This is a genomic window from Pirellulales bacterium (assembly GCA_019694435.1).
Classification (GTDB): Bacteria; Planctomycetota; Planctomycetia; order Pirellulales; family JAEUIK01; genus JAIBBZ01.
Genome location: JAIBBZ010000019.1, coordinates 85,118 through 107,449 on the forward strand (window position 1 = coordinate 85,118; position 22,332 = coordinate 107,449).

General features: G+C 64.5%; 20 protein-coding genes. 7 read left to right on the top strand and 13 right to left on the bottom strand.

Annotated elements, in window-relative coordinates; translation table 11 throughout:
- Positions 1 to 84 precede the first annotated feature (84 nt).
- From K1X74_14865 to nadC, 5 genes are all read right to left on the bottom strand, one after another.
- The gene (locus tag K1X74_14865) at positions 85 to 327 is read right to left on the bottom strand and encodes a hypothetical protein (protein MBX7167609.1); all 243 of its coding nucleotides are present in this window, start codon (positions 325 to 327) and stop codon (positions 85 to 87) included.
- A gap of 189 nt (positions 328 to 516) precedes the next feature.
- Positions 517 to 2,010 carry a hypothetical protein gene (locus tag K1X74_14870; GenBank protein MBX7167610.1) on the bottom strand — a complete coding sequence of 498 codons (1,494 nt, stop codon included), beginning with the start codon at positions 2,008 to 2,010 and terminating at the stop codon, positions 517 to 519.
- Positions 2,011 to 2,028: 18 nt separating this feature from the next.
- Entirely contained in the window at positions 2,029 to 2,805 is a 777-nt protein-coding gene (locus K1X74_14875) for a hypothetical protein (protein MBX7167611.1), read from the bottom strand.
- A gap of 46 nt (positions 2,806 to 2,851) precedes the next feature.
- On the bottom strand, positions 2,852 to 3,454 hold the full coding sequence (locus tag K1X74_14880; protein ID MBX7167612.1) for a type II secretion system GspH family protein: 603 nt from the start codon (positions 3,452 to 3,454) through the stop codon (positions 2,852 to 2,854).
- Between the two features lie 266 nt (positions 3,455 to 3,720).
- Positions 3,721 to 5,061, bottom strand: a complete 1,341-nt coding sequence (gene nadC, locus K1X74_14885) for a carboxylating nicotinate-nucleotide diphosphorylase (GenBank protein ID MBX7167613.1) — start codon at positions 5,059 to 5,061, stop codon at positions 3,721 to 3,723.
- Between nadC and K1X74_14890 the strand changes: the two genes are divergently transcribed.
- Positions 4,956 to 5,186, top strand: coding sequence for a helix-hairpin-helix domain-containing protein (locus K1X74_14890; protein MBX7167614.1), 231 nt, complete (start codon positions 4,956 to 4,958; stop codon positions 5,184 to 5,186). The genes nadC and K1X74_14890 overlap by 106 nt on opposite strands.
- A gap of 28 nt (positions 5,187 to 5,214) precedes the next feature.
- On the opposite strand, the gene K1X74_14895 is transcribed toward K1X74_14890, so the two are convergent.
- Positions 5,215 to 5,940, bottom strand: coding sequence for an FKBP-type peptidyl-prolyl cis-trans isomerase (locus K1X74_14895; protein ID MBX7167615.1), 726 nt, complete (start codon positions 5,938 to 5,940; stop codon positions 5,215 to 5,217).
- Between the two features lie 138 nt (positions 5,941 to 6,078).
- On the opposite strand from K1X74_14895, the gene uvrB reads away from it, so the two are divergent.
- Entirely contained in the window at positions 6,079 to 8,256 is a 2,178-nt protein-coding gene (gene uvrB / locus K1X74_14900) for an excinuclease ABC subunit UvrB (protein ID MBX7167616.1), read from the top strand.
- A 179-nt stretch (positions 8,257 to 8,435) separates the two neighbouring features.
- Here uvrB and K1X74_14905 read toward each other — a convergent pair whose 3' ends face one another.
- Positions 8,436 to 8,594, bottom strand: a complete 159-nt coding sequence (locus K1X74_14905) for a hypothetical protein (GenBank protein ID MBX7167617.1) — start codon at positions 8,592 to 8,594, stop codon at positions 8,436 to 8,438.
- Between the two features lie 288 nt (positions 8,595 to 8,882).
- Between K1X74_14905 and K1X74_14910 the strand changes: the two genes are divergently transcribed.
- The 4 genes from K1X74_14910 to K1X74_14925 all read left to right on the top strand — a co-directional run bounded on the left by K1X74_14910 (position 8,883) and on the right by K1X74_14925 (position 12,470).
- Entirely contained in the window at positions 8,883 to 9,512 is a 630-nt protein-coding gene (locus K1X74_14910) for a sigma-70 family RNA polymerase sigma factor (protein MBX7167618.1), read from the top strand.
- Positions 9,513 to 9,572: 60 nt separating this feature from the next.
- Complete coding sequence (locus K1X74_14915; GenBank protein ID MBX7167619.1) at positions 9,573 to 10,544, top strand: hypothetical protein; 972 nt, start codon at positions 9,573 to 9,575, stop codon at positions 10,542 to 10,544.
- Positions 10,545 to 10,744: 200 nt separating this feature from the next.
- A complete protein-coding gene (locus K1X74_14920) occupies positions 10,745 to 11,161 on the top strand; it encodes a hypothetical protein (protein ID MBX7167620.1) in 417 nt (138 codons plus the stop codon).
- A 136-nt stretch (positions 11,162 to 11,297) separates the two neighbouring features.
- Positions 11,298 to 12,470: an amidohydrolase family protein gene (locus K1X74_14925; GenBank protein ID MBX7167621.1), complete on the top strand. Its 1,173-nt coding sequence runs from the start codon at positions 11,298 to 11,300 to the stop codon at positions 12,468 to 12,470.
- 22 nt (positions 12,471 to 12,492) lie between these two features.
- Here the strand turns inward: K1X74_14925 and K1X74_14930 are convergent, their stop codons facing one another.
- The 6 genes from K1X74_14930 to K1X74_14955 all read right to left on the bottom strand — a co-directional run bounded on the left by K1X74_14930 (position 12,493) and on the right by K1X74_14955 (position 19,699).
- On the bottom strand, positions 12,493 to 13,023 hold the full coding sequence (locus K1X74_14930) for a hypothetical protein (GenBank protein MBX7167622.1): 531 nt from the start codon (positions 13,021 to 13,023) through the stop codon (positions 12,493 to 12,495).
- Positions 13,024 to 13,248: 225 nt separating this feature from the next.
- Complete coding sequence (locus K1X74_14935) at positions 13,249 to 15,141, bottom strand: hypothetical protein (GenBank protein ID MBX7167623.1); 1,893 nt, start codon at positions 15,139 to 15,141, stop codon at positions 13,249 to 13,251.
- Between the two features lie 278 nt (positions 15,142 to 15,419).
- Positions 15,420 to 15,686, bottom strand: coding sequence for a BON domain-containing protein (locus tag K1X74_14940; protein MBX7167624.1), 267 nt, complete (start codon positions 15,684 to 15,686; stop codon positions 15,420 to 15,422).
- Between the two features lie 577 nt (positions 15,687 to 16,263).
- On the bottom strand, positions 16,264 to 17,769 hold the full coding sequence (locus tag K1X74_14945) for a hypothetical protein (protein MBX7167625.1): 1,506 nt from the start codon (positions 17,767 to 17,769) through the stop codon (positions 16,264 to 16,266).
- Entirely contained in the window at positions 17,720 to 18,352 is a 633-nt protein-coding gene (locus K1X74_14950) for a response regulator transcription factor (protein MBX7167626.1), read from the bottom strand. Before K1X74_14950 ends, K1X74_14945 begins: the two co-directional genes overlap by 50 nt.
- Positions 18,353 to 18,493: 141 nt before the next feature.
- Positions 18,494 to 19,699, bottom strand: coding sequence for a PAS domain-containing protein (locus K1X74_14955; protein MBX7167627.1), 1,206 nt, complete (start codon positions 19,697 to 19,699; stop codon positions 18,494 to 18,496).
- 476 nt (positions 19,700 to 20,175) lie between these two features.
- Between K1X74_14955 and K1X74_14960 the strand changes: the two genes are divergently transcribed.
- Positions 20,176 to 22,332: hypothetical protein (locus tag K1X74_14960; protein ID MBX7167628.1), on the top strand; the 2,157-nt coding region annotated here is incomplete at its 3' end.

Sequence of the window (22,332 nt, forward strand, 5' to 3'; positions counted from 1 at the left end):
GGAGGACACCGGGCGATCGATCTACACGCCCTGCGTCCGCGGTTGCGGGGCCGCGCCCCGAGGCGGGGCTTGCGCGATCGGCGCTTAACGCTTGGGCGCTACGACCACTTGCAACTTGCCGGAGCGCAACAGCGCGTTTTGCTCGCGAAGCTGGGCGTTGATTTCCTTCAACTGGGTAATCATCTCGAACCGCTGCTCGACGGCGTTGGCAAAGGGCTCGGGCGTCGGCTTTTGCGCGGCGGCTGACTGGTAAAAGCCTAGCATGCAAAGAGATACGACATGGGTGACGACGAGAGTCTTCCACCCCGGGTTTACGCGGCTCAGCATCGGTAGGTCTCCAGGAAAGCAATCGTGCGAGGAATGCTGGCAAAACGGCGGCGCAACGTAGGCTGCCTGTAACGATTGTCGCGATTTTCAAGGGCGGGAGTTGCGGGAAAATGTCGCCGCTCGTGAAGGGTCGCGGTGCTGTCGCTGCTGGCGATCTTGCTGGTCGAGCGCTCGCAGACAAGCGCGGCCCTAGTTCACATCTGCCCACGAGACGAGATCCCACTTGAGCCCGGCGGCCCCCGTGGCGGGTGCAAAAACAGGGTTCGACAGTGAGCTGCCGTGATAGGTCACATTGCTCGTCGGGGGCTGAATCGTGCACAGCGGCGTGAGCGATAGCGAGGGCAACGTGACGCAGTAGGCCGGGTAGTACTGAATCCCGCCCGGCTGGCCTTTCTGAGTGTTGAAGACGCTCAGCATCAGGTTCCAGTAGGACAATCCCAAGTCCCATTCGTTGCGACCTTCGACGAGAAACTCTTCGCACAGCACGCGGCCGGTGATCGTGAGCGATCCGTTCGAAGCGCCTTTGGCTGATTTGAACGCGTTGTCCACCCAGACCAGGCCGGTTACGGTGCAGTTTGCCCACGCGTTGACGGTCAAGTCGTTGGATCGCAGCGTCGGCAGGTGGACGGGCGTGGACGAGCCGCGCAAGGGGCCGAGGTTCGCTCCCGAGACCACGACGTTGCTGCCCGAGATGGTGATTTTCGCAGGGCTGCGCAGCATGCCCTGAATCGTGACATTGCTGCCGACCGTGATGTTCGAGGTGGCGCGGAAGATACCCAAGGGGTTCGTCGGTACGTCGGGTGCCAACGTGACGTTGCTGATACTCGAAGCCAGCGCAGGAATCGAGTAGACCGGCCCTCCGGCATACAGGCGATAGGTGGTCACCGAGGACATGCTGGAGCCAAGCGACGCGGCCGCACCGGAAATAGTATTGACCGCCGTCTGCATCTGAGCGCTCAGCACCGCCGAGTCGTCGTTCAATTGCTTGTCGGCGTTGAGCGTGACCGTGCCGCCGAAGGGCCGATAATCGGCCTGGCCGGCGCCAGGCATATTCCCCATGTCAATCGTGAACGTGGCCCGGGAACTGCCGTCGGGATAGTCCCTGCAAAGGTCGAGGTCGCCATTGAATAACACGTTGCCCGTAATCCTGCAGGGAAAGTCGATCTTGACGACCCTCGAGTCTTTGTTCTGGTAGACGGTGTAGTTTGACAGCGACGACCAGTTCGACGGTTGTGCCGACAACTGTTCGCGCACCAGTTGTACGACGACCCGAATCTGGTGGGTCGAGCTGAGCGCCGGATTGCTGGAGTCGACCGCCGTGCCAGTTGAGAGCAGCGTCACGCGATAGGGATACTCGGCATAATCAGAGCTGCTCACCGTCAGCGAGCTGTCGCCGGCCGTGTAGGTCACGCTGTAGCTGTCGAGTGTCGACAGGCTGCCGGTGAGCGTCGTGCTCACGCCTGTCCAGACGCTCGCGTTGTGCATGGCCCGCAGTGCGGCGGAGATGCCGGCCGCGGCGGCCAGGTGGGCCCGATCTTCGCGACCGCCGTTGGCCTGGATCTGCGTGACCGTCGCACTGGTATGCAAGACCGAGTAGGTGACGACCATGGTCATCGCCAGCAAGACCATCACGATGATCATGGCCGCGCCGCGCCGAGCGGAGCGATCGGTCGAACGCAACATCGTGGGTTCCCTCCTTCGCTAGTGCGTGGCCTTCAGGTCGTCGTAAAACGTGGCCGAGCCAAGAAACGGCAAGGCCGAAACGCCTTGCGGATCGGTCAGCACGGCCTCGTCGCCGGGCATCAGCTGCAGCTCGTATCGCACCGTGCACTGACGCATGCCGACCGTGGCGCCCCACAGGTCCCGCGGCCAGGACATCGCCGAGAAGGCGAGCGTGTTGGCCTGGTAGCTCGTCCATTCGGCGGTCGTCGGATGCAGCTTGCGCTCGAAACGCACGGCGCCCAGCGACGTACTGCTCACCGTGAAAGTGCGCACCAGGGGGGTCAGTTCGATGACCGTGCTCGTCGGAGCGACTTTCAATGCCGCGACGATGGCCTGGTTCGCGGAATCGTTGATCGTGTCGTCCAGCGGCAGCGTGCGCGTGTCGCCTGGGGCTCGGAGCTCGATCAACCGTTGCGGGGCGGCCGGGTCGCAGCAGATGAACACGCATTCGCTGATTTGCGGTGGCCCGGCGGTGTTCACCGGCGAGCCGGTGGGGGTCCAAATGACCAAGGTATCGGGAAACTGTTCGCTCCCGACCGTCTTGTACACGACGGCCACCCCCGGATGCGTCGGCGATGCATAGGCCTGCGAGATCAACAGGGCCATGCGCTCGCAGGCGACGCGGGCATGCTGCGTGGCGTCGGAGCGCCCGCGGCTGTAGCGATGGCCCTGAAACGTGGCATTGGCCATGCCGGCGGCGATCCCGGCCAGGAGGCCGGTGATGACCATCGCCATCAGCAATTCGGCGAGGGTCATCCCGTCACGGGGTGCCCGCCAGCGCGGCGCGGCGGCAAGTCGGCAGCTAGGGGCGCGGCACATAGGCAAACACCCTGCGTTGCGTGGCGACCAGTCGTGGCGAGCTGCCGTTGGTGCGATAGACCTTGACCTGGACTTCGCGGAAATCGGTCGGCGTGCTGCTCGTCTGGCTGAGATTCGTGGCGTTCAAGTAGTTCACTTCGACGTCGACACGCCAGGTGGAGAAAAAGCTGGCGGGCGCGGCAGCGGCGGCGTTGCGCGTCGCGCCGGAGCCATTTTCGGTGCCCAGCGCCACGCCGTAGCGGTCGACCGGCGGCGTATTGCTCAGCCCCGCGTAGTCATCGAGGTCGTCGAATGCCGTGCGCACGACGCCATTCGTCTCACCGGCTTCGGGCCCCAGCGTGACTTGATAGGCCCCTGCTCCCGACTCGGCATAGCGCCGGGCGGCGATCTCGTCGAGCATCTGTGCTGCCAGGCCCTGGGCGATCTGCGCTTCGGCGGCAAAATCGGCATTCTCGATCGCGCTGAACACGCCCGAGATCAAGGCCGTGCCGGCGATTGCCATGATGGCCATCGCAACGATCGCCTCGAGCAACGTGAAGCCGCGGCGACAGGAAGTCCGGCGTGCTGTTGGGCCAGTGCGAGTCATGGGTGAGTCGCCCGGCAGCGGTTGATCCGTCCGCTGGACAATAAAAATGGCGCGGCAGGGTCCCCTCTAGCTCCCAGCTATCCCTGCCGCGCCAGTCAATGCACCCACTCCCCTCCCCGAGGCATGGATGCATGGGAACCCTAGTTCGCTCGCTAGGCTTGTCAAACTCCGCAGGAAATCGGCGAAAAATCGTCCCGACGGGACGCTCGCGGCCAGGTCGATCCGTCTACCTGGCGAGTAGACGACCCTTACAGCCGTCACAACAGTCAATTGCCCGGCGTTTCGGCGAGTGCAGCGGGGTTCCAGTCGAGGCCGACGTCGAACCATTGGGCCGAATGAGTCAGGGCCCCCACGCTGATCCGCTCGACCCCCGTCGCGGCAATCGCGGCCACCGTTTCGAGACGCACGCCGCCCGAGGCCTCCAGCTCGACGTGCGGGGCCAGGCGGTTGCGAATGGCCACGGCCTCGCGCAACTCGTCAGGTGTCATATTGTCCAGCAGCACGATATCTGGACCGGCCGGCAGCACGTCGATCAGTTGTGTGAGATGATCGACTTCAATCTCGATGATCACGGCGCGCTGGCCCTCGGGCAGCATTTGGGCCATGAATTCCTGCGCGCGGACGACGGCCTGGCGCGGCGTAAGTGAGCCACCCGCCTGCGACTCGGCCACGGCCAGATGGTTGTCTTTGATTAGCAGATGATCGAACAACCCAGTGCGATGATTGTGGCCCCCGCCCAGCCGCACGGCGTATTTTTCCAAACGGCGATAGCCGGGCGTCGTCTTGCGGGTGTCGTAGACGCGCGCGCCGGTTCCAGCCACGGCGTCGACATAGCGCCGCGTCAGCGTGGCGATGCCGGACAGATGGCCGAGGATATTCAACATGACGCGTTCGGCGGCCAGCAAGGCACGCGCCGAACCGCTCACCACGGCCACCGTCTGGCCTGCCTGCACGGCGGCGCCATCGGCGACGAGGGCTGCGAACTGGGCCGACCGGCTGTACTCGGCCAAAGTCATGATGGCCGCCGGCAGCCCGGCCAGGATTCCCGCCTTGCGGGCCACGATTGCGGCGCGGGCTTCGGTCTCGACATCCACCAGGGCCGCAGAGGTCCAGTCGTACAACCGGGCCAGATCCTCGCGAACGGCCAGTTGCAGCAGGGCCTGCCAGGAGTCGGCAAGCTGTTGATCCCAACAAACCGGAGTAAAATCCTTCGCCACGGGAATCGCCTGATCCAGATCGGGTCGGTACGCCGGCGCCGGGCCGGCTCTGCGTCGAGTGCGTTCAGTGTAGCGTCCCAGGTGGCAGTGCTGTGGATCGATCGGCAGCGGGTAGCGAAAAGCACCAAGCGCCCAAGGCGTTTTTGCAGCGGCACGACCAGCGCACGGTCGCAATGCTCGTAGCCCTGGCCCTGGTCGCGCTGCTGCTGTGGCGAATCGACCTCTGGCGCCGCGGCATCGATTTGATCGACTTTGACCGGCTGCCCGCGCGCCAGGCGCGTTTCTTGGTCGACCTGAACGAGGCCGCCTGGCCGGAGTTAGAACTGCTGCCCGAGGTGGGTGAGACGACTGCCCACCGGATCGTCGCCTATCGCGACGAGCACGGCGCATTCACATCCATCGAGCAATTACTCGATATCGACGGCATTGGCCCAGCGACGCTGGACAAGATGCGGCCCTACTTGTTGCCGCTGGACGATGACCCGGCCGAGGCGGCGTCTCCCAGCTCGAAGTGAGGGGGATTTCCGCGCTCGGAAATCGCGGCTAATCGATCCCCAGCAGCTCGATCTCGAACACCAGCGTCGCGTTCGGCGGGATTTTTTCGCCGCTCCCCTTTTCGCCGTAGGCCAGTTCCGGCGGCACGTACAAGATCCACTTCGAGCCGGAGGACATCAGCGGCAAGGCCTCGTTCCAGGCGCGAATGGCCGTGGCGACATTCAAGTGCTGGGGCTCGCCGCGCTTGTAAGAGCTGTCGAATTCGGTTCCATCGAGCAGCGTTCCACGATAGTGCAGCGCGACGCGGTCCGTGATCGCGGGTTTCTCGCCTTTGCCCACGCGGACCACCTTGTACTGCAGCCCGCTGGCGAGGATCACGACGCCTTCTTGCTTGCCATTGTCGAGCAAAAAGTCGGCGCCGGCGCGTTTGTTTGCCTCGGCGAGTTTTTGCCGGCGCGCCGTGTATTGCTGCTGCAGCAACGCGGAGAGCTCCTTAAGCGCCGCTTGCGCCTCCTCGGCCGAGAGCGGCGAGGGGTTATTCTTGAGCCCATCGGCAATGCCCTGGTACAGGGCCTGCAAGTCAATTTCAATGAACTGATTGCGAAAATTCTCGCCGAACTCGCGGCCCATTGCATAGCTCGAGCGTGCCAGGGTGCCTTCCGGTTTGGGAGTCCCCTCGGCTGGCGCGTCGTCGGCGCGGAGGCCGGTGCCGTCAAGCAGGCTCGCCAGGCCCAGGGCGAGGGCCAGCCAGGTAGATCGGGTGAGAGTTGGCATCGCGCGGTGGCCCTCAGGGTTGGCCGGTAAAGATCGAAAGGCGAATCGTACAAACGTCCGTGCAGTGTAATCGCGCCGCGCGGCCCCGGCCAAGCTGGTCGAGAATCGCCCGCAGGAATCGCTCGACACACAGGGCCGATGTCTATAATTCCCGGTTTGGGCGATGTGTCCGGCAGGTGGTCGGAGCCGCGTCACCGGAGACATCGCCCCAGCCGCAGGGCCCCCCAGGAGCCAAGGGACGTGGAATTCGAACTCGCTGCACCGTTCGCCCCGGCCGGGGATCAGCCGCAGGCGATCGAGGCCCTGTCTCAGGGCCTGTCCACCGGGCGCAGGCACCAGGTGCTGATGGGCGTCACCGGTTCGGGCAAGACGTTTACGATGGCCAACGTCATTCGCCGGCTGAACCGCCCGACGCTAGTGCTCTCGCATAACAAGACGCTCGCGGCGCAGCTCTACGCCGAGTTCAAGGAGTTCTTTCCCCGCAACGCCGTCCACTACTTCGTCAGCTACTACGACTATTACCAGCCCGAGGCGTACATCCCGCAGCGCGACATCTACATCGAAAAAGATGCGTCGATCAATGAGAACATCGATCGGTTGCGCCTGGCGACGACCAGCGCGCTGGTCAGCCGGCGCGACGTGATCGTCGTGGCCAGTGTGTCGTGCATCTACGGCTTGGGATCGCCGGAGGATTATCGCTCGATGATGGTTGGCCTCGAACGAGGCGGATCGGCCGATCGCGACGGCGTATTGATGAAGCTGGTCGAAATCCAGTACGACCGCAACGACGTGGAATTCGCCCGGGGCAAGTTCCGCGTGCGCGGCGATTGCGTCGAATTGTGGCCGAGCTACGAAGAGTTCGCCGTGCGGATCGAATTCTGGGGCGACGAGATCGAGCAGCTTTCGATCATCAATCCGACCAGCGGCGAGGTGATCTCGCACCAGGACGAGTTGTTCATCTACCCGGCCAAGCACTTCGTGATGCCGGAAGAGCGCATTCACGCGGCCGTCAATTCGATCAAGGAGGAACTCGTCGCCCGGCTGCAGGAATTCAAGGACCAGGGCAAGCTGCTCGAAGCCCAGCGGCTCGAGGCGCGCACGCGCTTCGATATCGAGATGCTGATGGAGGTGGGCTATTGCCCGGGCATCGAGAACTACAGCCGCCCGCTGAGCGGCCGGCCGGCGGGTTCGACGCCCGATACGCTGTTCAACTTCTTTCCCGACGATTACCTGCTGATCGTCGACGAATCGCACGTCACGGTGCCGCAGGTGCGTGGGATGTACGCCGGCGACTACAGCCGCAAGCGGACGCTCGTCGATCACGGCTTCCGGCTGCCGAGCGCGCTGGACAATCGCCCGCTGCGATTCGAGGAGTTTCAGGCGAAGATCCGGCAAGTGGTCTATGTCTCGGCCACGCCGGGGCCTTACGAACTCGAGCAAACCGGCGGCGAGGTGGTCGAACAGGTGATCCGGCCGACGGGGCTGCTCGATCCGGAGATCGAGATCCACCCCGCGCGCGGGCAGGTGCCGCACTTGCTCGAACAGATTCGCGCCCGCGCCGCCGTGAGCGAACGAGTGCTCGTGACAACGCTGACCAAGCGCTTGGCCGAAGACTTGTCGTACTATCTCACGGAAAAAGGCGTGAAGTGCAAGTGGCTGCACAGCGAACTCGACGCCTTCGAACGCGTCGAACTGCTGCGCGATCTGCGCGAAGGACGGTTCGAGGCCCTCGTGGGCGTGAACCTGTTGCGCGAAGGTCTCGACCTGCCCGAAGTTTCCATGGTGGCGATTCTCGACGCCGACAAGGAGGGGTTCCTGCGCAGCGAGACCTCGTTGATTCAGACCATCGGCCGCGCGGCACGGCACGTCAATGCCCGAGTGGTGCTGTATGCCGACACGATGACCGAGTCGATGTCGCGGGCCGTGGGCGAGACGCGCCGCCGCCGCGAATTGCAAATCGCCTATAACACCGAGCACGGCATCACGCCCGAGTCGATTCGCAAGCACATTCGGGCCGGCATCGAGGCCGTGGCCGCGGCCCATTCGTCGGCCAACGCGGCGGCCGGGCGGACCGACGAGGTGCAATATGTGACCGAGGAGTACATCGTCGAACTGCAAGAAGAGATGCTGTCGGCGGCGCAATCGCTCGAATTCGAAAAGGCCGCGGCCTTGCGCGATCGAATCGAGCAGCTTCGCGCGTCGCTGGGCAAGCGGTTGGACGAGGTGAAGATCGAATCGGCCACCCGGGCGAAGCGCGGCCGCCGCGGCCGAGGGCCGACCGGTAACCGCGTACCCAAGCCGAACAAGGGCGTGTAGCCCACGCGCCCCGCCATGGCTGGGGCAACGCGTGTTCGGTCAGAGAAGCAGCCAACGAAAAAGGGACCGTTCCGAAGAACGGTCCCTTTTCATGTTTGGCGAGAGGTTGTTCTCGCGTTCCCGCCAAAGGCAGGCTGCTCGAACAACTTCGCGTTCCCGCCGTAGGCGGGACGCTCAAACTACGGAGTCGCCGGGGTGGCCGGAGCGGCTTCACCGCCAGCCGGGGCGGCCGGAGCGGGCTCAGTCGCCGGGGCAGCGCCCTCTTCCTTCGGCTTGCAACCCAGCGTGTTGCCGACCAGGACGAGGCCCAGCACGGCGAGGAAAGCGAGCTTCTTCATTGGGAAACCCTTCTCTTCGTGATACGAGGAACAAAAAATCCGCCCAAATTGGTGGCGACCCATGGCCCGGGCAATGACACCAGTCAAACCGTTTGGTCAACGGTCGAACCGAATCGACCCCCCGGCCATATAAAGGGAGCCACCTGCGAGCCAGATTATTCCCGGGTCGGGACCAATTTCGCAAGCATCCCTAGCACGAGCCGAATAGTTTTTCGGAAAAAGCCTCCTCCGGGGGCTTGCGGTCGGGAATAATGGCCCGCGGTTGCGCCTCCCAGAAAGAGACGGAGCATGGTTGACGATTCGCAGCCTCGCGGCAGCACATTCCGGGAACTCCCTTGCGAGGAGTCGAAGGGGTGTCCGCCTGCTGCAGGGCAGCACCCGGACTCGCAAGATTTTCCGGACACGTTCGCGCCGCCTGCCGCCGCGTTGATCGAGCAGTTGGTGGCTGAACATTTGGCGCCGGTTTATCGCTATGCCTACCGCTTGACCGGCAGCACGGTCGACGCGGAAGACCTGACCCAGCAGACGTTTTTGGTCGCGCAGGAAAAGCTGGGTCAGCTTCGCGAAGTGGAGGCTGCGCGCGCCTGGTTGCTGACGATCCTGCGGCACGCCTACCTGCGGCGCGGGAGACGCCGCGCCCCGTTCAACGCCAGTTCCATCGAATTAAATCTCGACGCGATTCCTGAGGATCGTCCCGAGGAGACGCCGCTCGACGAGGCCCGCTTGCAGCAGGCACTCAACGAGTTGCCGGACGACTTCAAGCTGGTCGTGTTGATGTTCTATTTCGAGGATTGTTCGTATCGAGAAATTGCCGAGCGGCTGGAATTGCCGATCGGGACCGTGATGAGCCGGTTGTCACGCGCCAAGAGCCATCTGCGGACAAAACTGTTAGAGCTCGAACTGCATGCAGGACGCTGAGCCGGCTGCCGCGGAACATGCGGGCAGCGAAACACTGCGGCAAACCCATCGGTCCCGACGATGATCGACGAACGCCTTGACGAACAATTCGACGCTTGCCGAGCCGACACGGACGACGTTCGGCAGCCGGAATTGTCGGGCCTCGCCGAGCATCTGGCGTCTCATCCCGAGGCGAACCGCAGGTTGGCGCGCGTCCAGCAATTCGACGTCGCGGTGCGCTCCGCGCTGGCCTCGGTCGAACCGCCGGCGGATCTTGCCGCCCGGGTGCTTGCCGGTTTGAGTGCCGGCGATGCTTCGATCGTCCAGCGTGAGCCTGCGCAGGCCTTGCCCGACGGCGCCGGCAAGACTTCCGCGACGATCGCCGCGGAGATGATCGACGTTCAAATAGTCGAGGAGATGATCGAAGTTCAAATAGTCGACGAGGCAATTGCCGCAGCCTCGACGCCACCGGTTGCCGAACTCCAATTGACGCTGGCGGCCCATCCGACGGCGGTTGCGGACAGCTCCAAGAGGGGCGACTCTCCGCGCCGGTCGCGGCCATTCTCGCCGTTCTGGCTGGGCATCGGACTGGCCGCCGCGGCATCGTTGGGACTGGCCATCTATTACGCGCCGCGAGGCAGCTATACCCGCGAAGACATTCTCGAGGCAGCCGCGACGTTTTGCCTCGACGAGATGGACAAGCCCGGGCGATTGCTGAGCGAGGCGGTGCCGCGCGGGTTCCCTTACAGCCCGGCCGTGAAGCGAAATCCGCGCGTCGAATGGGTGGCTGCACGAAACTGCCTGGGCACCAGCGGGGTGCTGTATCGGCTGGTTCCGGGCGGTAAACAGCAGGCTTACCTGCTGGTGATGCCGGCTCGTGGACTGCAAATCGCCGGCAACCCGTTACCGGGTACGCCCGGCTTCCGGCCGTTGACCACCCGGGGCGTGACGAGCGACTGCTGGCAGGAACGCGGGCTCGTCTATGTGCTGGTCGTGCAGGGTGACGAGGCTGATTTCCACGGCTTTCTCCAGGCACAGCAGCCGATCATTTAGCGCCCTGACGTGTTTGTGGCGTTAAAGTCTGCCGATCTTTTCCAGCTTCGCGCCGCGGGCACCTTACGACCGGCGATTCCCGCGCGATCGGACTAATCCGTGCGATCGGCAACAGCCGAAACGCTTCTTAGACGTCCCCGACGTTCGATCGGTCGATCGCCGCGGGGATTTCCGTCCGACCCGGTGAGGAGTATCCGTCGATGAAGCGGCTCTTGAAGATCGGCGCGTTGATGCTGTTGCTGGTTCCGGGTCTGGCACGGGCCCAAGAGTCGGAACCGGCCCCGGCCTCCGCAGGCTCGCCGGTCATCTCGCCTCCGATCTCCTTGGGCGAACTACAGCCGACGCCCGAGATGTGGTTTTATCAGGAAATGATCCGCCGCAACGACGATCCCAAGGTCGCCGTCCGTCAGCGCGCCGCAAGATCGGCCCAGGCACGACAAAACCGGATCGAATCGCGGCGCTGGTTCGGCCTGTCGAATTCACGGCCGGCCGCCAATCCGACGCCTAGTACTTCGCGCTATGCCCACGGCTGGGTCTCCGGCAGTTGGCACCGCAACGAGTGGGTCGGATCGGCTTCGCCCCTCACCGCGCTGCGCGGCAGCATCCCGCGTTACTAGGCCGCCGAGTCGCCGGCTGCTCGTGGCGGCACGCCGTGCGAGCGTGCCCTGGTTCGGACTCTCTCGCGAGGTTATTCTGCCCCCGGACCTCTGCTGCGCCTGGCGGAAAGGCGCGTCTTCCGGCAGGCTATCTGCGATGCAGTTCGACGCCCTGTTGTTCGACACGTTGACCCCGGCGCGGCTGACGATCGAGGCTGGGCAGATCGCAGCCATCGCAACGCGCGCTCGCACGCGCGGCGACGACCAGTTGCCCGTGGTTGCTCCCGGCTTTGTCGACCTCCAGGTCAATGGCCTGTTGGGACACGAGTTCAGTTCTCCCGAACTGACGGTTGATCAGGTCGCCGCCATCGGCCAGGCGATCTATGCCCACGGCGTCACGAGATTCTTGCCGACGCTGACGACGCAGTCGTTCGACGTGCTCGCGCACGGTATGCGCACCGTGGCCCGCGCGTGCGAAGAGCGTCCCGAGATAGCCCGCCAAATGGTTGGGATCCATCTCGAGGGCCCATATATCTCTCAAGAAGACGGCCCACGTGGGGCTCACCCGCTGGCGCATTGCCGACCGCCTTGCTGGGACGAGTTCGCACGACTGCAAACCGCCGCGATGGGTCGGATTCGCTTGCTGACTTTGTCGCCCGAGTACGAAGGCGCGATTCCCTTGATCCGCCGGTGCGTCGACAGCGGCGTGACCGTGGCCATCGGCCACACGGCGGCGACGGGCGCTCAGATTCGGGCCGCGGTCGACGCGGGCGCGCGCCTCAGCACGCATCTGGGCAACGGCGCCCACCGCGCGTTGCGGCGCCATCCCAACTATCTCTGGGACCAACTGGCCGAGGACCGGCTGACCGCGAGCCTGATCGTCGACGGTCATCACCTTCCCCCGGAGGTCGTGCGCGTATTCGTGCGGGCCAAGGGGCCCGAACGCATTGTGTTGGTCAGCGATTTGTCGGGCCTGGCAGGTCTGCCGCCGGGACGCTACACGAGCATGGATGGCGAGCTGGAGATTCTCGCCGACGGCCGGCTGGTGATTGCCGGCCAGGATCAGTTGCTTGCCGGCGCATCGCGCCCGATCGGCGCAGGCATTGCCGGAGTGATGCAAATGGCAGGTGTCGATCTGCCGACTGCGATCGCGATGGCGACCTCGCAACCGGCCGCCTTGGTGGGGCTGCCCGTACAGGGCCTTGCGACCGGCGAGCCGGCTGACCTGGCGTTGTTCCGCTTGCCGAACGCAACGGTTGCAGCGCCTGGGTTGCCAATCGCCGCGACGATCGCCGCGGGCCACTGCGTCTTTGGCGCCGTCGGTTCCTGACCAGCGGCCAGCGGCAGCAGGACTACGCAACCAGGCGCACCTGCGCATTGCTGCGATTCGTCGCCCAGGCCAGCAGCCCGCGATAAAACGCGCCGAGTGCCGCGCCGACGATTGTGGCCACGGTGAAGCCGAGCCGGATGAACCGGGTTTTCGTAGTTTCGTCGTTGGCCTCGGGGCCGGGGGCGTAGACCTCGGAATAAAGCTGGACGACTTCGCCGACGGCCACGAGACAACACGTCAGCAGAAACAACACCGACAACGCCGCTGCGACTAAGGCGAGTCGTGCTCCGCGGCGATGCCTGGCAAGCACCAAGATGGCGGCCAGCGTTCCGGCCGCGGCAACGATCGCCGACCCCACCGCCAACCACGCCGGCGGCTTCGCTCCGAACATGGTTTGCGGCTCGCCCCCGAGACCGAGCCATTGGATTGCGGTCAAGACCAGGCCGATGCCATCGAGCACGAGCACGATGATCGCCATGATCCGGCCGATGTGTTCGCCCAGCACCCGTTGGGACGAGGCTGGTGTGGCTGCGGTGTCGGGTAATTGTGCCATGCCGCGCACCAGTGAAGCATCTGGCTCGCGATCCGGCAAGCAAAGTGCGCGGCCAGATTGAGCAACCTGCCGGGCCACGCTGCCTTGCGCAGCCGCCTCGCTTGGTCGGTCCGAAGAGTCGATGACCCGATTCTACCCAGCGAGGCTCGCGATTTTTCGAACCGATCAGGAACGCCCATGAAGCGCCTACCTCGCGCATCGGGGCGAGTGAGTCCTTAAGGCGATTTAATCTGCGGCCGCTTCGGAGCGATAAGCGGGGAGCAGGCCGATGCGTACGTCGATCCGCTGTCGAACCTCCTGGAACCGAGCGTCGCTTGGACCGCCATAGCGCGCGTCAAAGTCGCTGGGTGTCACCTTCTCTGGTAGCTCGTCGATACGAGGCATGACGTCGGCCACGGCGAAGCGATCGAGCCAGCCCCAGTGCTCGGGAGATTGTTCGGCCAGGAATTTTGCCAGGTGGCCGCCGGCACGCTGCGCGGCGTATTGCGCGAAGCTGAAGCCTTGTGCTTCGCGCGCCGGGCTCGTCAACCGTACTAGCCCCAGATTCTCGCCTTGCGTCGGGCCCAGCGCCGCGGTGAGCGCGGCGGCGAAGAAGAATTCGCTCACCAGATCGGTACGATCGAGCATCGTCGCCCGGCTCAAGTACGAGCTGCGCACGCGCCGCGACCCTTCGTCGTCAATCGTCTCGGCAATCTTGCGCAGCTCCGCGACACCGGCCAAGGAGTTGGTATCGTCGAGGGCCAAGGCCAAACCCAGGAACAGGGCCAATCGCTGGATCTGCGGCGGAGTGCCGCGCGCGGCTCGTGCAGCAGTTCTCACCAGGCGGCTCGTCAGCGCGTCGCCTGCCGGTCCATTGGCCAGCGCAGCCTCGGTTGCTGCACCTGCTTCGGTGGCGGGGGGCGGCGCGGTCGATTGCAACACTTCGGTCACCGCGGTCAGCACCCTGCGCGTGGCTTCGAGCAACACAACTTCCTCGCGCCGCGTGCTTTGTGCCAGGCTGAAGCGGACAAAATCGCGGAATTGCGAGGCGGCCGGATCGTTGGGCAGAACCTTTTCCAGTTCGGCATAAATCCGCGCGAGTTGCAGCTTGGTGGTGGTGCTGAGTTCGCTGAGGCCATAGATGTTCCGCACGCGCAGCTCTTCGCCGACCAGGTGCAAAATCAGCGCGTTGGCCGGATCGATCTGGATGCGGAAGTTACGAGCCCGCGCCCGGCCGTCACCCAGGATCGGGCGCATGACCGAGTCAGGCTCGGGGCTGTGGGTGGCGCACAGCAAATGCGCCAGCTCGTGTACGAGGACTTCCAGACGCTCGGCCTCGGTCACGATCTTGTTGGGCCACTCGCGCACCAGGCAGTGTCGGCGGAACGGACCGCGCACACCGCCCAGTTTGGTTGGGCCATCGGGCTGTTCGAACTGGCTCGCGAAGCCGATGGCGACCTTGGCGGGACCCGGATCGACGCGGTGTTCGAACTCGCCGAGCAATTCGACGAAGTCGGTGACCTTGTCGGTCGTTTCCCAGCGGTCGAAAGCCACGACTTTGAATCGCACTCGGCAGGCGCGTGCCAGGATCTGCGAGGCAATCTCCAGTCGTCTGGTCAGCCGCTGCTGCCAGATCTCTTGCCGGGCCGCTTCGTTGTCGTCAACGAGAATCTTGACCGGGATGACCGCAAGGGGCGCCAATGCGGCGCGGCGGTTGAACTCCACGTCGTATCCCGGCGGGATGCCTTCGAGCATCTCGGCCAACGGGGCGTCGGGCACGGTCTCCTCCCCGCCGGTGAAGCTGACCTGCTCGAGATCGACGCCGTTGGCGAACTCGCCGAAATAGCTGACCGTGTTCGGCTCGAGCAAGTAATGTTTCGCGCCGGCCAGCGAGGGGAATTCCAATTCCACCGGCCCCAGCACCGCGATCGGCCGCACTTCGCCCGACACCAGCTTGTAATCGTTGAAAGGGCGCGGACCGGACTTGGCTTGGAAGTCAGGGTCGGCATACGGGCCATGTGCGGCGCGCAGGCGGAATTCGACGGTCCCGTTCGTGCGATTCGTCACGACCACCGCGGCGGCCCGGACCGCGGCCAGGTTCGGCACCCAAGGGCCGGCCAGCGCAAACAACAGGGACACGAAGCAGGCGTGACGCACGAATGGTCCCGGTCGAGGAAGCTCCTGAAGCTCGGCGAACCCGTTCAGTTTAGCCGCGGGCGCAAACGCCGGCATCCTGACGCGCGGGTAAAAAAAGAAGGCCCGGGTCCGAAGACCCGGGCTCTGGGAAGGCCCACGGGAAGTTTGGGAGAGTGTGGAGGAGTTGACTTCGCCGGGGGCAAACTCTCACTTGGGGGGAGCGAGAGTAGTTCGCATTGTTCGGTGTGTCGGTTTCGGTGTAACGGCCTCGGTGTATCAGTTCATGCCACGGCCGTACGGTTACGCGACGCGGCAATCACGTCGATGGCATCCACGAGCCGGTCCACGCCAGGTACATGGCGGCAGTGCGTATGGCTCAGTTGTTTTTCGTAGAACGAGCAGACCCGACCTCGCAGCGTTACGGTTCCATCCAACGCCTCGACAACCAGGCGTCGCAATGCGGGAATATTGCTCGCTGCGAGCGCCGACTGGACGCGAATTTCCAGGTCATGGTCGCGGCGAGTAGTACCTGCAGATGCGGCGGACATAATCGTTTTGTCTCCGTCCAATACGTTTGGGGTTAAAGCTGTGGGTGTCGAACGTTGCTGGTCCGCCTACTGCAAGCAACGCTCGGTGGTTCGTGGTCGATTGGTTACTTTTTTCCGTCCGGGGTATTCCGTGGCGCCACGTTGCCCGGCAGCGTCAACATCGATTCGACGCCTCCGTATTGACCGTGGTTCCGCTCCCGTCGTGATTCTTTCGCCGCGGCCCAGCGAACGGCTTCCTTCAATGCCGGACCTTCCGCCCGATAGCTGTGAATCAACATGGGCTTGCGCCTTATGCAAATGGCCTTTCCTCTGTGGAGGGCGTCGTGCCCTCAGACCAAACGTGCTTTCAGGCAAAAGCAATTGCCGTACCAGTGCCGCGGGGGATCGCTTTTTTAGATTTGCGACAGCAGGTCGAAATTCTCATCGAGTAACGACTTACGACGGATGTGCCGCTGTTTCTTCCCGATTTCCGCGACGACTGCTGACGTTCGGCGCGGCAGCACCACGTCCGGCTCTGCGCGCAAGCTAAGCAGTAATCCGACGTGATGCTGTCGGCCAAGCCGGCAAGCGGCGCGGTTTACGGCCAATCGAACCCCAGCCCGACCCCGGAAAGGCAACTGGTCGCCAATTCGCCGTCCGAGAGGCAAAACATGCCGGGGTAGCGTGAGCTCCAGCCCTGGTTCCCGGCGGGGCAGTATTGCCGAGCGTTGCCTTCGATCGCCGCGACGCCGGGAATGCGGGCCGAGAGGCTGGCCGAATGCAGGAAAGAAGCCCCGGGGCACGTCAGATCCTGGACGCAGAGAAACATCCCGTATTTCTGGGCCGCGGCCGCCATCAATAACGATTCTGTCTGGCCTTTGCATGCCTTGAGGGCCACGCCCGAATAGCCCAGCTCACGGGCCAGCAGCAGGCTTTCGAAATCGACCAGCGACTCGTCGATCACCACGGGTTTGATACGGGCCGCCGCGTGCATCCGGTTCTCCGGATGGGACTGCAAGTCCCGGTGCGTGGGCTGCTCGATGTATTGGACGCGTTCCAGGGCGAGCGGCGCCCGTTCGCCGACGCGGGCAAGAAAATCGAGCACGTACGCGACGTCGGCACAGCGCTCGTTGAAGTCGAGCGAGTAGCACCAGGTCGAGCAGCCGCGTGCCGCTTGGGCCGCGACGGCCACCTGCTCGACGGCGATCACTCGTTCTACGTCCCAGGCGAGGTCGTCGCCGTTGAGCTTGATCTTCAAATGCGTCAGGCCGTCGGCCGCGATCCATGCTCCCAGCGTTTCGGGCAGCCCATCGCCGACGGGCTGTGCGACGTCGGCCGGCGTGAGCGGATCGAGCGCCCCGACGAGATGATACAGCGGCATTCGCGGCTTGGGCCGGCGCAGCGTATATCGATCGAGATATTCCCCACGGAAATCGGCGTTTAGCCACGAAGCCAGATCGCGATCGACGTACTCCGCGCCCAGCACGTCGAAACTGTTCTGGCCCAAGGCGCGGCCAAAGGCGTCGTGCACGGCGGCCTCGAGCGGACTGGCCGCCACGAGCTGCGCGAGCCGGGGCAGCGGCTCAGCAAGCGCGAGTTCCGCCTCGATCGATCGGGCCAGGGACGGATGATTGAGTCCCAACGCGTGGGTCAATTCCAAAGGGTGGCCCGTTGCCTTGCAGCTCAGGGCCGCATCGACGCAGCGAGCGGCAAAGGCCTGCATGGCGGCCGACGCGACGCTGCCATCGACGCATTGCGAGGGCCAGGCCCAGACGTGCGCCAAGGGCATCGAACCGCGCCCCTGCGCGCGGCGTCCCGCGCGGTTTTCGACCTCGATGGCGACGTCGCACATCAAGGCCTCGTTCATCACGCGCCCACCGAACTTGATCGGCGTGCGATAGGCGAGGCGCGCAAGCTGCATGCTCGCGGCAACGATGCGAACGTCGGTCGGCTTCGGCACGGATCGCCTCAGGTGAACGGGGCGCAACTGCTCCCAGGGCAGCGCCACGTTATCTGCGCTTGCACCTCGCGATGCAAGCGCAGAGAGTCGAGGGTCAAACCAGGCCGTTGCGCACGGCCCAAACGGCCGCCTGCGTGCGATCATTCACGCCGATCTTGCGCAGGATGTGCTGGACGTGCTCTTTCACCGTCTCGTAGCTGATTCCGAGCGACTGGGCGATTTCACGGTTCGTCAGGCCATAGGCCATCTGCTTGAGCACTTCGCTCTCGCGCTGAGTGAGCGGCACCTCGTTGTCGCCGGGCACGCGCGGCGTGGCGAGGGCCCCCGTCACGCGCCGCAGCTCGTCGCGGCTCCAGATGTTGCCCCCCGTGGCTGCCGTGCGGATGGCGGTCAGCAAGTCGTCGCGCGTGGCGTTCTTCATCAAGTATCCGTTTGCTCCCAGGGCCACGGCGCGTGCGATATACGTCGGATTATCGTAGCTCGAAAAGATCAACACGCTGGTCGCCGGCGAATCGACTTTCAAACGGGCCAGCGCGTTGAGGCCGTCGAGCTGTGGCATCCGGATATCGAGCAGGAGCACATCGGGGCGGAGCTGCGTGGCCTGGCGCAGGGCATCTTCGCCCGTGGTTGCTTCTCCCACGATCTCGACTTCAGAGTCCTCGAGCAGGCGAGCGATCCCCGATCGCACGACCTGGTGATCGTCTGCCACTAGTACCCGAATTGACATGTTGCGCATCCTCTTGGCCGCCTACCAGGCGGGCCGGTTAAGTACCCATGGAGAGTGTAGCGCGAAGCCCCCACGGCCCCGCCTCGGTTCCCGTTTGCCCGTCCCCTTTGCGATCCTGTCTTTGCCCTTACAGATTTTGTACTACATGCCAGGCTCGGCTGCTGCCGCAGGCCATGGCAGTTGGACCACGAGCCGGGTGCCGCTGCCGGGTTGGCTGGTGATTTGCGCGCTTCCGCCTAGCATTTGTGCGCGTTCACGTATTCCCATCAAACCGAATCGCTGGCCGCGCACCTGGAGAGGGTCGAAGCCGATGCCATTGTCGCGCACGATCAGCTGGAGTTGCCCTGCCGCGTGGCGCAATTCGACCCAGGCCTCGGTGGCCTCGCTGTGGCGGGCGACGTTGTTCAAACATTCCTGTACCATGCGAAACAGGTTGCCCTCGACGATTGGAGGCAGCCGCTGGGGCAATGCGTCGTGGTCGAAATGTACCTCGCGCTCATCGGTGCAGTGATGATCGGCCAGCATTTGCAGGGCGGCCAGCAGACCTTGCTCGTCGAGCACCGGAGGCCGGAGTCCTGCGATCAACCTGCGCCCCTCGGTGACGCCGCGCTCGATCGATTCGCGCGTGGTCTCTAATTCCTGGGCCGCTTGCGGCGGCAGTCGGTGCAGCGCGGACTGCAAATGGATCAGCGCCGCGCTCATTTCCTGCAGCATGCCGTCGTGGATCTCGCAAGCCGTCAAGGTTCGGTCGCGCTCGTGAAATTCGAGCAGGTGTTCGAGCAGACGCTGTTTGTCGAGCAGCGTGGCGCGGGCCACTTTCGACTCGGTAACATCGCGGAATACGGCAATCCCTCCGCGCACCTCGCCGCTTTCGTCGCGCAGTGGTCTCGAGGTGACGCTCAGCCACAGCCCCGCGGGGCGCGCTTCGTTGACGACGTAAATCTCGACATTATCGATGTCTTCGCCCCGGAGTGATCGTGAAAGGGGCAGCTCCTCGGCGGGAAAAGGCGTCTGCTGATCGGGCAGAAACAGGCCGTAGTATTCGGGCCAGTTGGCGCGCGAGGTGTTGAACGAACCGCGCCCCAACAGCTCCTCGGCCGCCGGATTGAATTGCAGAAAGTAGCCTCGATGATCACAAACGACGATCCCGTCGCCGATGTTGTCGAGAATCGATTGGAGCAATTGCGTTTGCTTGAACAGCCGCAAGTAGGCGACTTGGCGTTCGTCGAGCGGCAGGCTGGCCTGGGCCTTCGACAAGGGTTCCGTGGTGGCGATGCCCGACTCCAGCTCGGCCACGCGTCGCCGCAGCGAGCGCACTTCCTCGAGCAGATCGACTTGGGTTTTCATGGCCTCGCATTCCGTAGCGAAAGGTGCCCCGGCGCGTTCTGCCGGCGGCGGCTCGCTCCTCCGCGGCATTGGGCGAAGCGCGCCCCCTCGTCGGTGCCGGGGGGCATGCTGCCGGCGGAGATCGACGCCGCAATTGGCACGCAACCCAGCGCAAGCGGTGTAAACTGCTCCCGGAACGCCTTTCCGGGGCTTCGCGGGGTGATAGGGCGGCGCGGCGATCGCAAATCAATTTGCTGGCCGCCCGCATCCCCCACGGATGCTTTTCCCCTTCAGCCCCAACAACCATGCTAAGGGGGAGTCTGGCCCACCAAGAAGAAGTATAGCGCCGTAAAGGTGCAAGACAACCAGAGAGCGTAAGTCACCAAGTGGAAATGCTTTGCTACGATAGTTCCAACTGTGACAAAGGAACCGGAGGGCTGCGCCCTTCCTGCGGATTACACGGATGGCGCCTTGCAATTTGAAGAGAGATCGAGGTCATGGGTCGCCGACGTTGCTTTGCCCCCCCGTACTTCTGCGCCCTCGCCTTGGCCCTGAGCGTCGTGTTGCCCGGTCGCGCGCGAGGCGGCGAGACGTGGGGGTTGCCGAATGATTCGCCCGCCAGCGTCGTTTCGGCCCGCTCGGGAAATCGGCTGACGCATCTTCAAGAGCACAACCCCTACTGGCCGACGCGACACCACGCCGGCCTGACCACGCCGCAATGGATTGGTGAACCGGACGTCGAAGCGGTGGTCGTGTTGGCGATCGACGATCTGCGCGACTGGCGCAAGTACGAGGCCTATCTGCGGCCGATCCTCGAGCGGTTGAAGCAGATCGACGGCCGCGCGCCGGTGAGCATCATGACCAACCAGGTCGACCCGGCCGAACCGCACTTGCAGTCGTGGTTGCGCGAGGGGTTGAACCTCGACGTTCACACGATCGACCACCCCTGCCCACTGCTCAAGGACGGCGACCTGGCGCGTGCGCGGCAGACCTGCTTCAACTGCATCGACCTGTTGGCCGGGGTGCCCAACAACCGCCCCGTGGCCTTTCGCATGCCGTGTTGCGATTCGCAGAACACGGTCAGCCCCCGGTTCTACGCGGAGATCTTCGACCGCGTCACGGCGGCCGGCCGGTTCCTGTCGATCGACAGCTCGGTATTCAATCTGCTGACCTCGAACGATCCGGCGTTGCCGCGCGCGTTGGTGGTCGCTGACGACGGTACCGAGCGGTTTCGTCGCTATCTGCCCTTTCCCTCGTTTGCCAACACGATCGACGACTATCCGTATCCCTATCTGATTGGGAGCTGCTGCTGGGAGTTTCCGTGTGTCGTGCCCAGCGATTGGTCGGCGCAGCATGTCCAGCAGCCGAACAATCCGCGCACGATTGACGATTGGCAAGCCGCGCTCGATGCCGTGGTCGTCAAGCAAGGCGTGTTCAACCTGGTCTTTCACCCGCACAACTGGATCCGGCCTGAACAGGTCGTGGAGTTCATCGACGGCGCCATTGCCAGGCATGGACGGCGGGTCAAATTCCTGAACTTTCGCGAAGCGGCCGAACGGCTCGAGTGGAACCTGACGGGCGGCGTGCCGCTGCGCGCGGCGAACGGCGCCGACCACGGCATCCGTCTGATCGACGTGAACGCCGATGGCTACCAGGACGTCGTGATCGCCAACGATCGGGTGCAACAGACGCGCGTCTGGCAGCCGCAACAGCGCCGCTGGATCGACTCGCCGTTTCCCATGGCACTGGTCGATGATCGGGGCGCGCCGGCCTGCGAGGCACGATTCGGAATCGCCGGCCCTCAAGGCGAGATGATCCTGCTTGCGGCCGCGGGCACCGGCGCGATGCGCGGATTCCGCTACGTCGGCGAGCAATGGCGCGAGGTGCCATCGATCGCCGCGGGGATGGAGGTCTCCGGCGGCTCAACGCCGGCGGCGCATCTCGATCGGGGGTGGCGTCTGTATGACGTCGACGGCGACGGGCAGACCGAACTGCTCGTCGCCAACGCAGAGCGGCAGGCAGCCTATGCCTGGGACCCCCAGCGCGACGCCTGGCAGGCACGGCCTTGGAAATGGCCGGCCGGGGCGCGGTTCGTTGACGATGCCCAGCGCGATGCCGGACTGCGCCTGGTCGACCTGAACGACGATTTGACTCTCGACCTGGTCTATGCGAATGAGTCCGGGTCCGGCGTAGCCTTGTACATTCCCGGCGAGGGTTGGACCGAGCAGGCCTTGGCCGCGCAACCGGGCGAGAGCGGCGCGTTGCCGCTCATCTCGCGCCGCGGTACGAACAACGGCGCCTGGTTCCATTCCGCGCATCTGTGGGTGCAGAACGAGGACACGGCACGGCTCAAGGATCTGGTTGATCGCCGCTCGTTTCGCCAACTGCTCGGCAGTACGGCGCCGCGGGCGAAATCGCCGGCGGAGTCGCTGGCCGCGCTGCGGCCGCGCGATGGGTTGACGGTCGAACTCGTGGCCGCGGAGCCCCTGGTCGTCGATCCCGTGGCGTTCGACTGGGGCCCCGACGGGCGATTTTGGGTCGCCGAGATGCGGGATTACCCCAACGGCATCGACGGCGACGGCCGGCCCGGCGGGCGCATTCGCTGCCTGCGCGATGACGACGGCGACGGCCGCTACGATCGGTCGAGCGTGTTT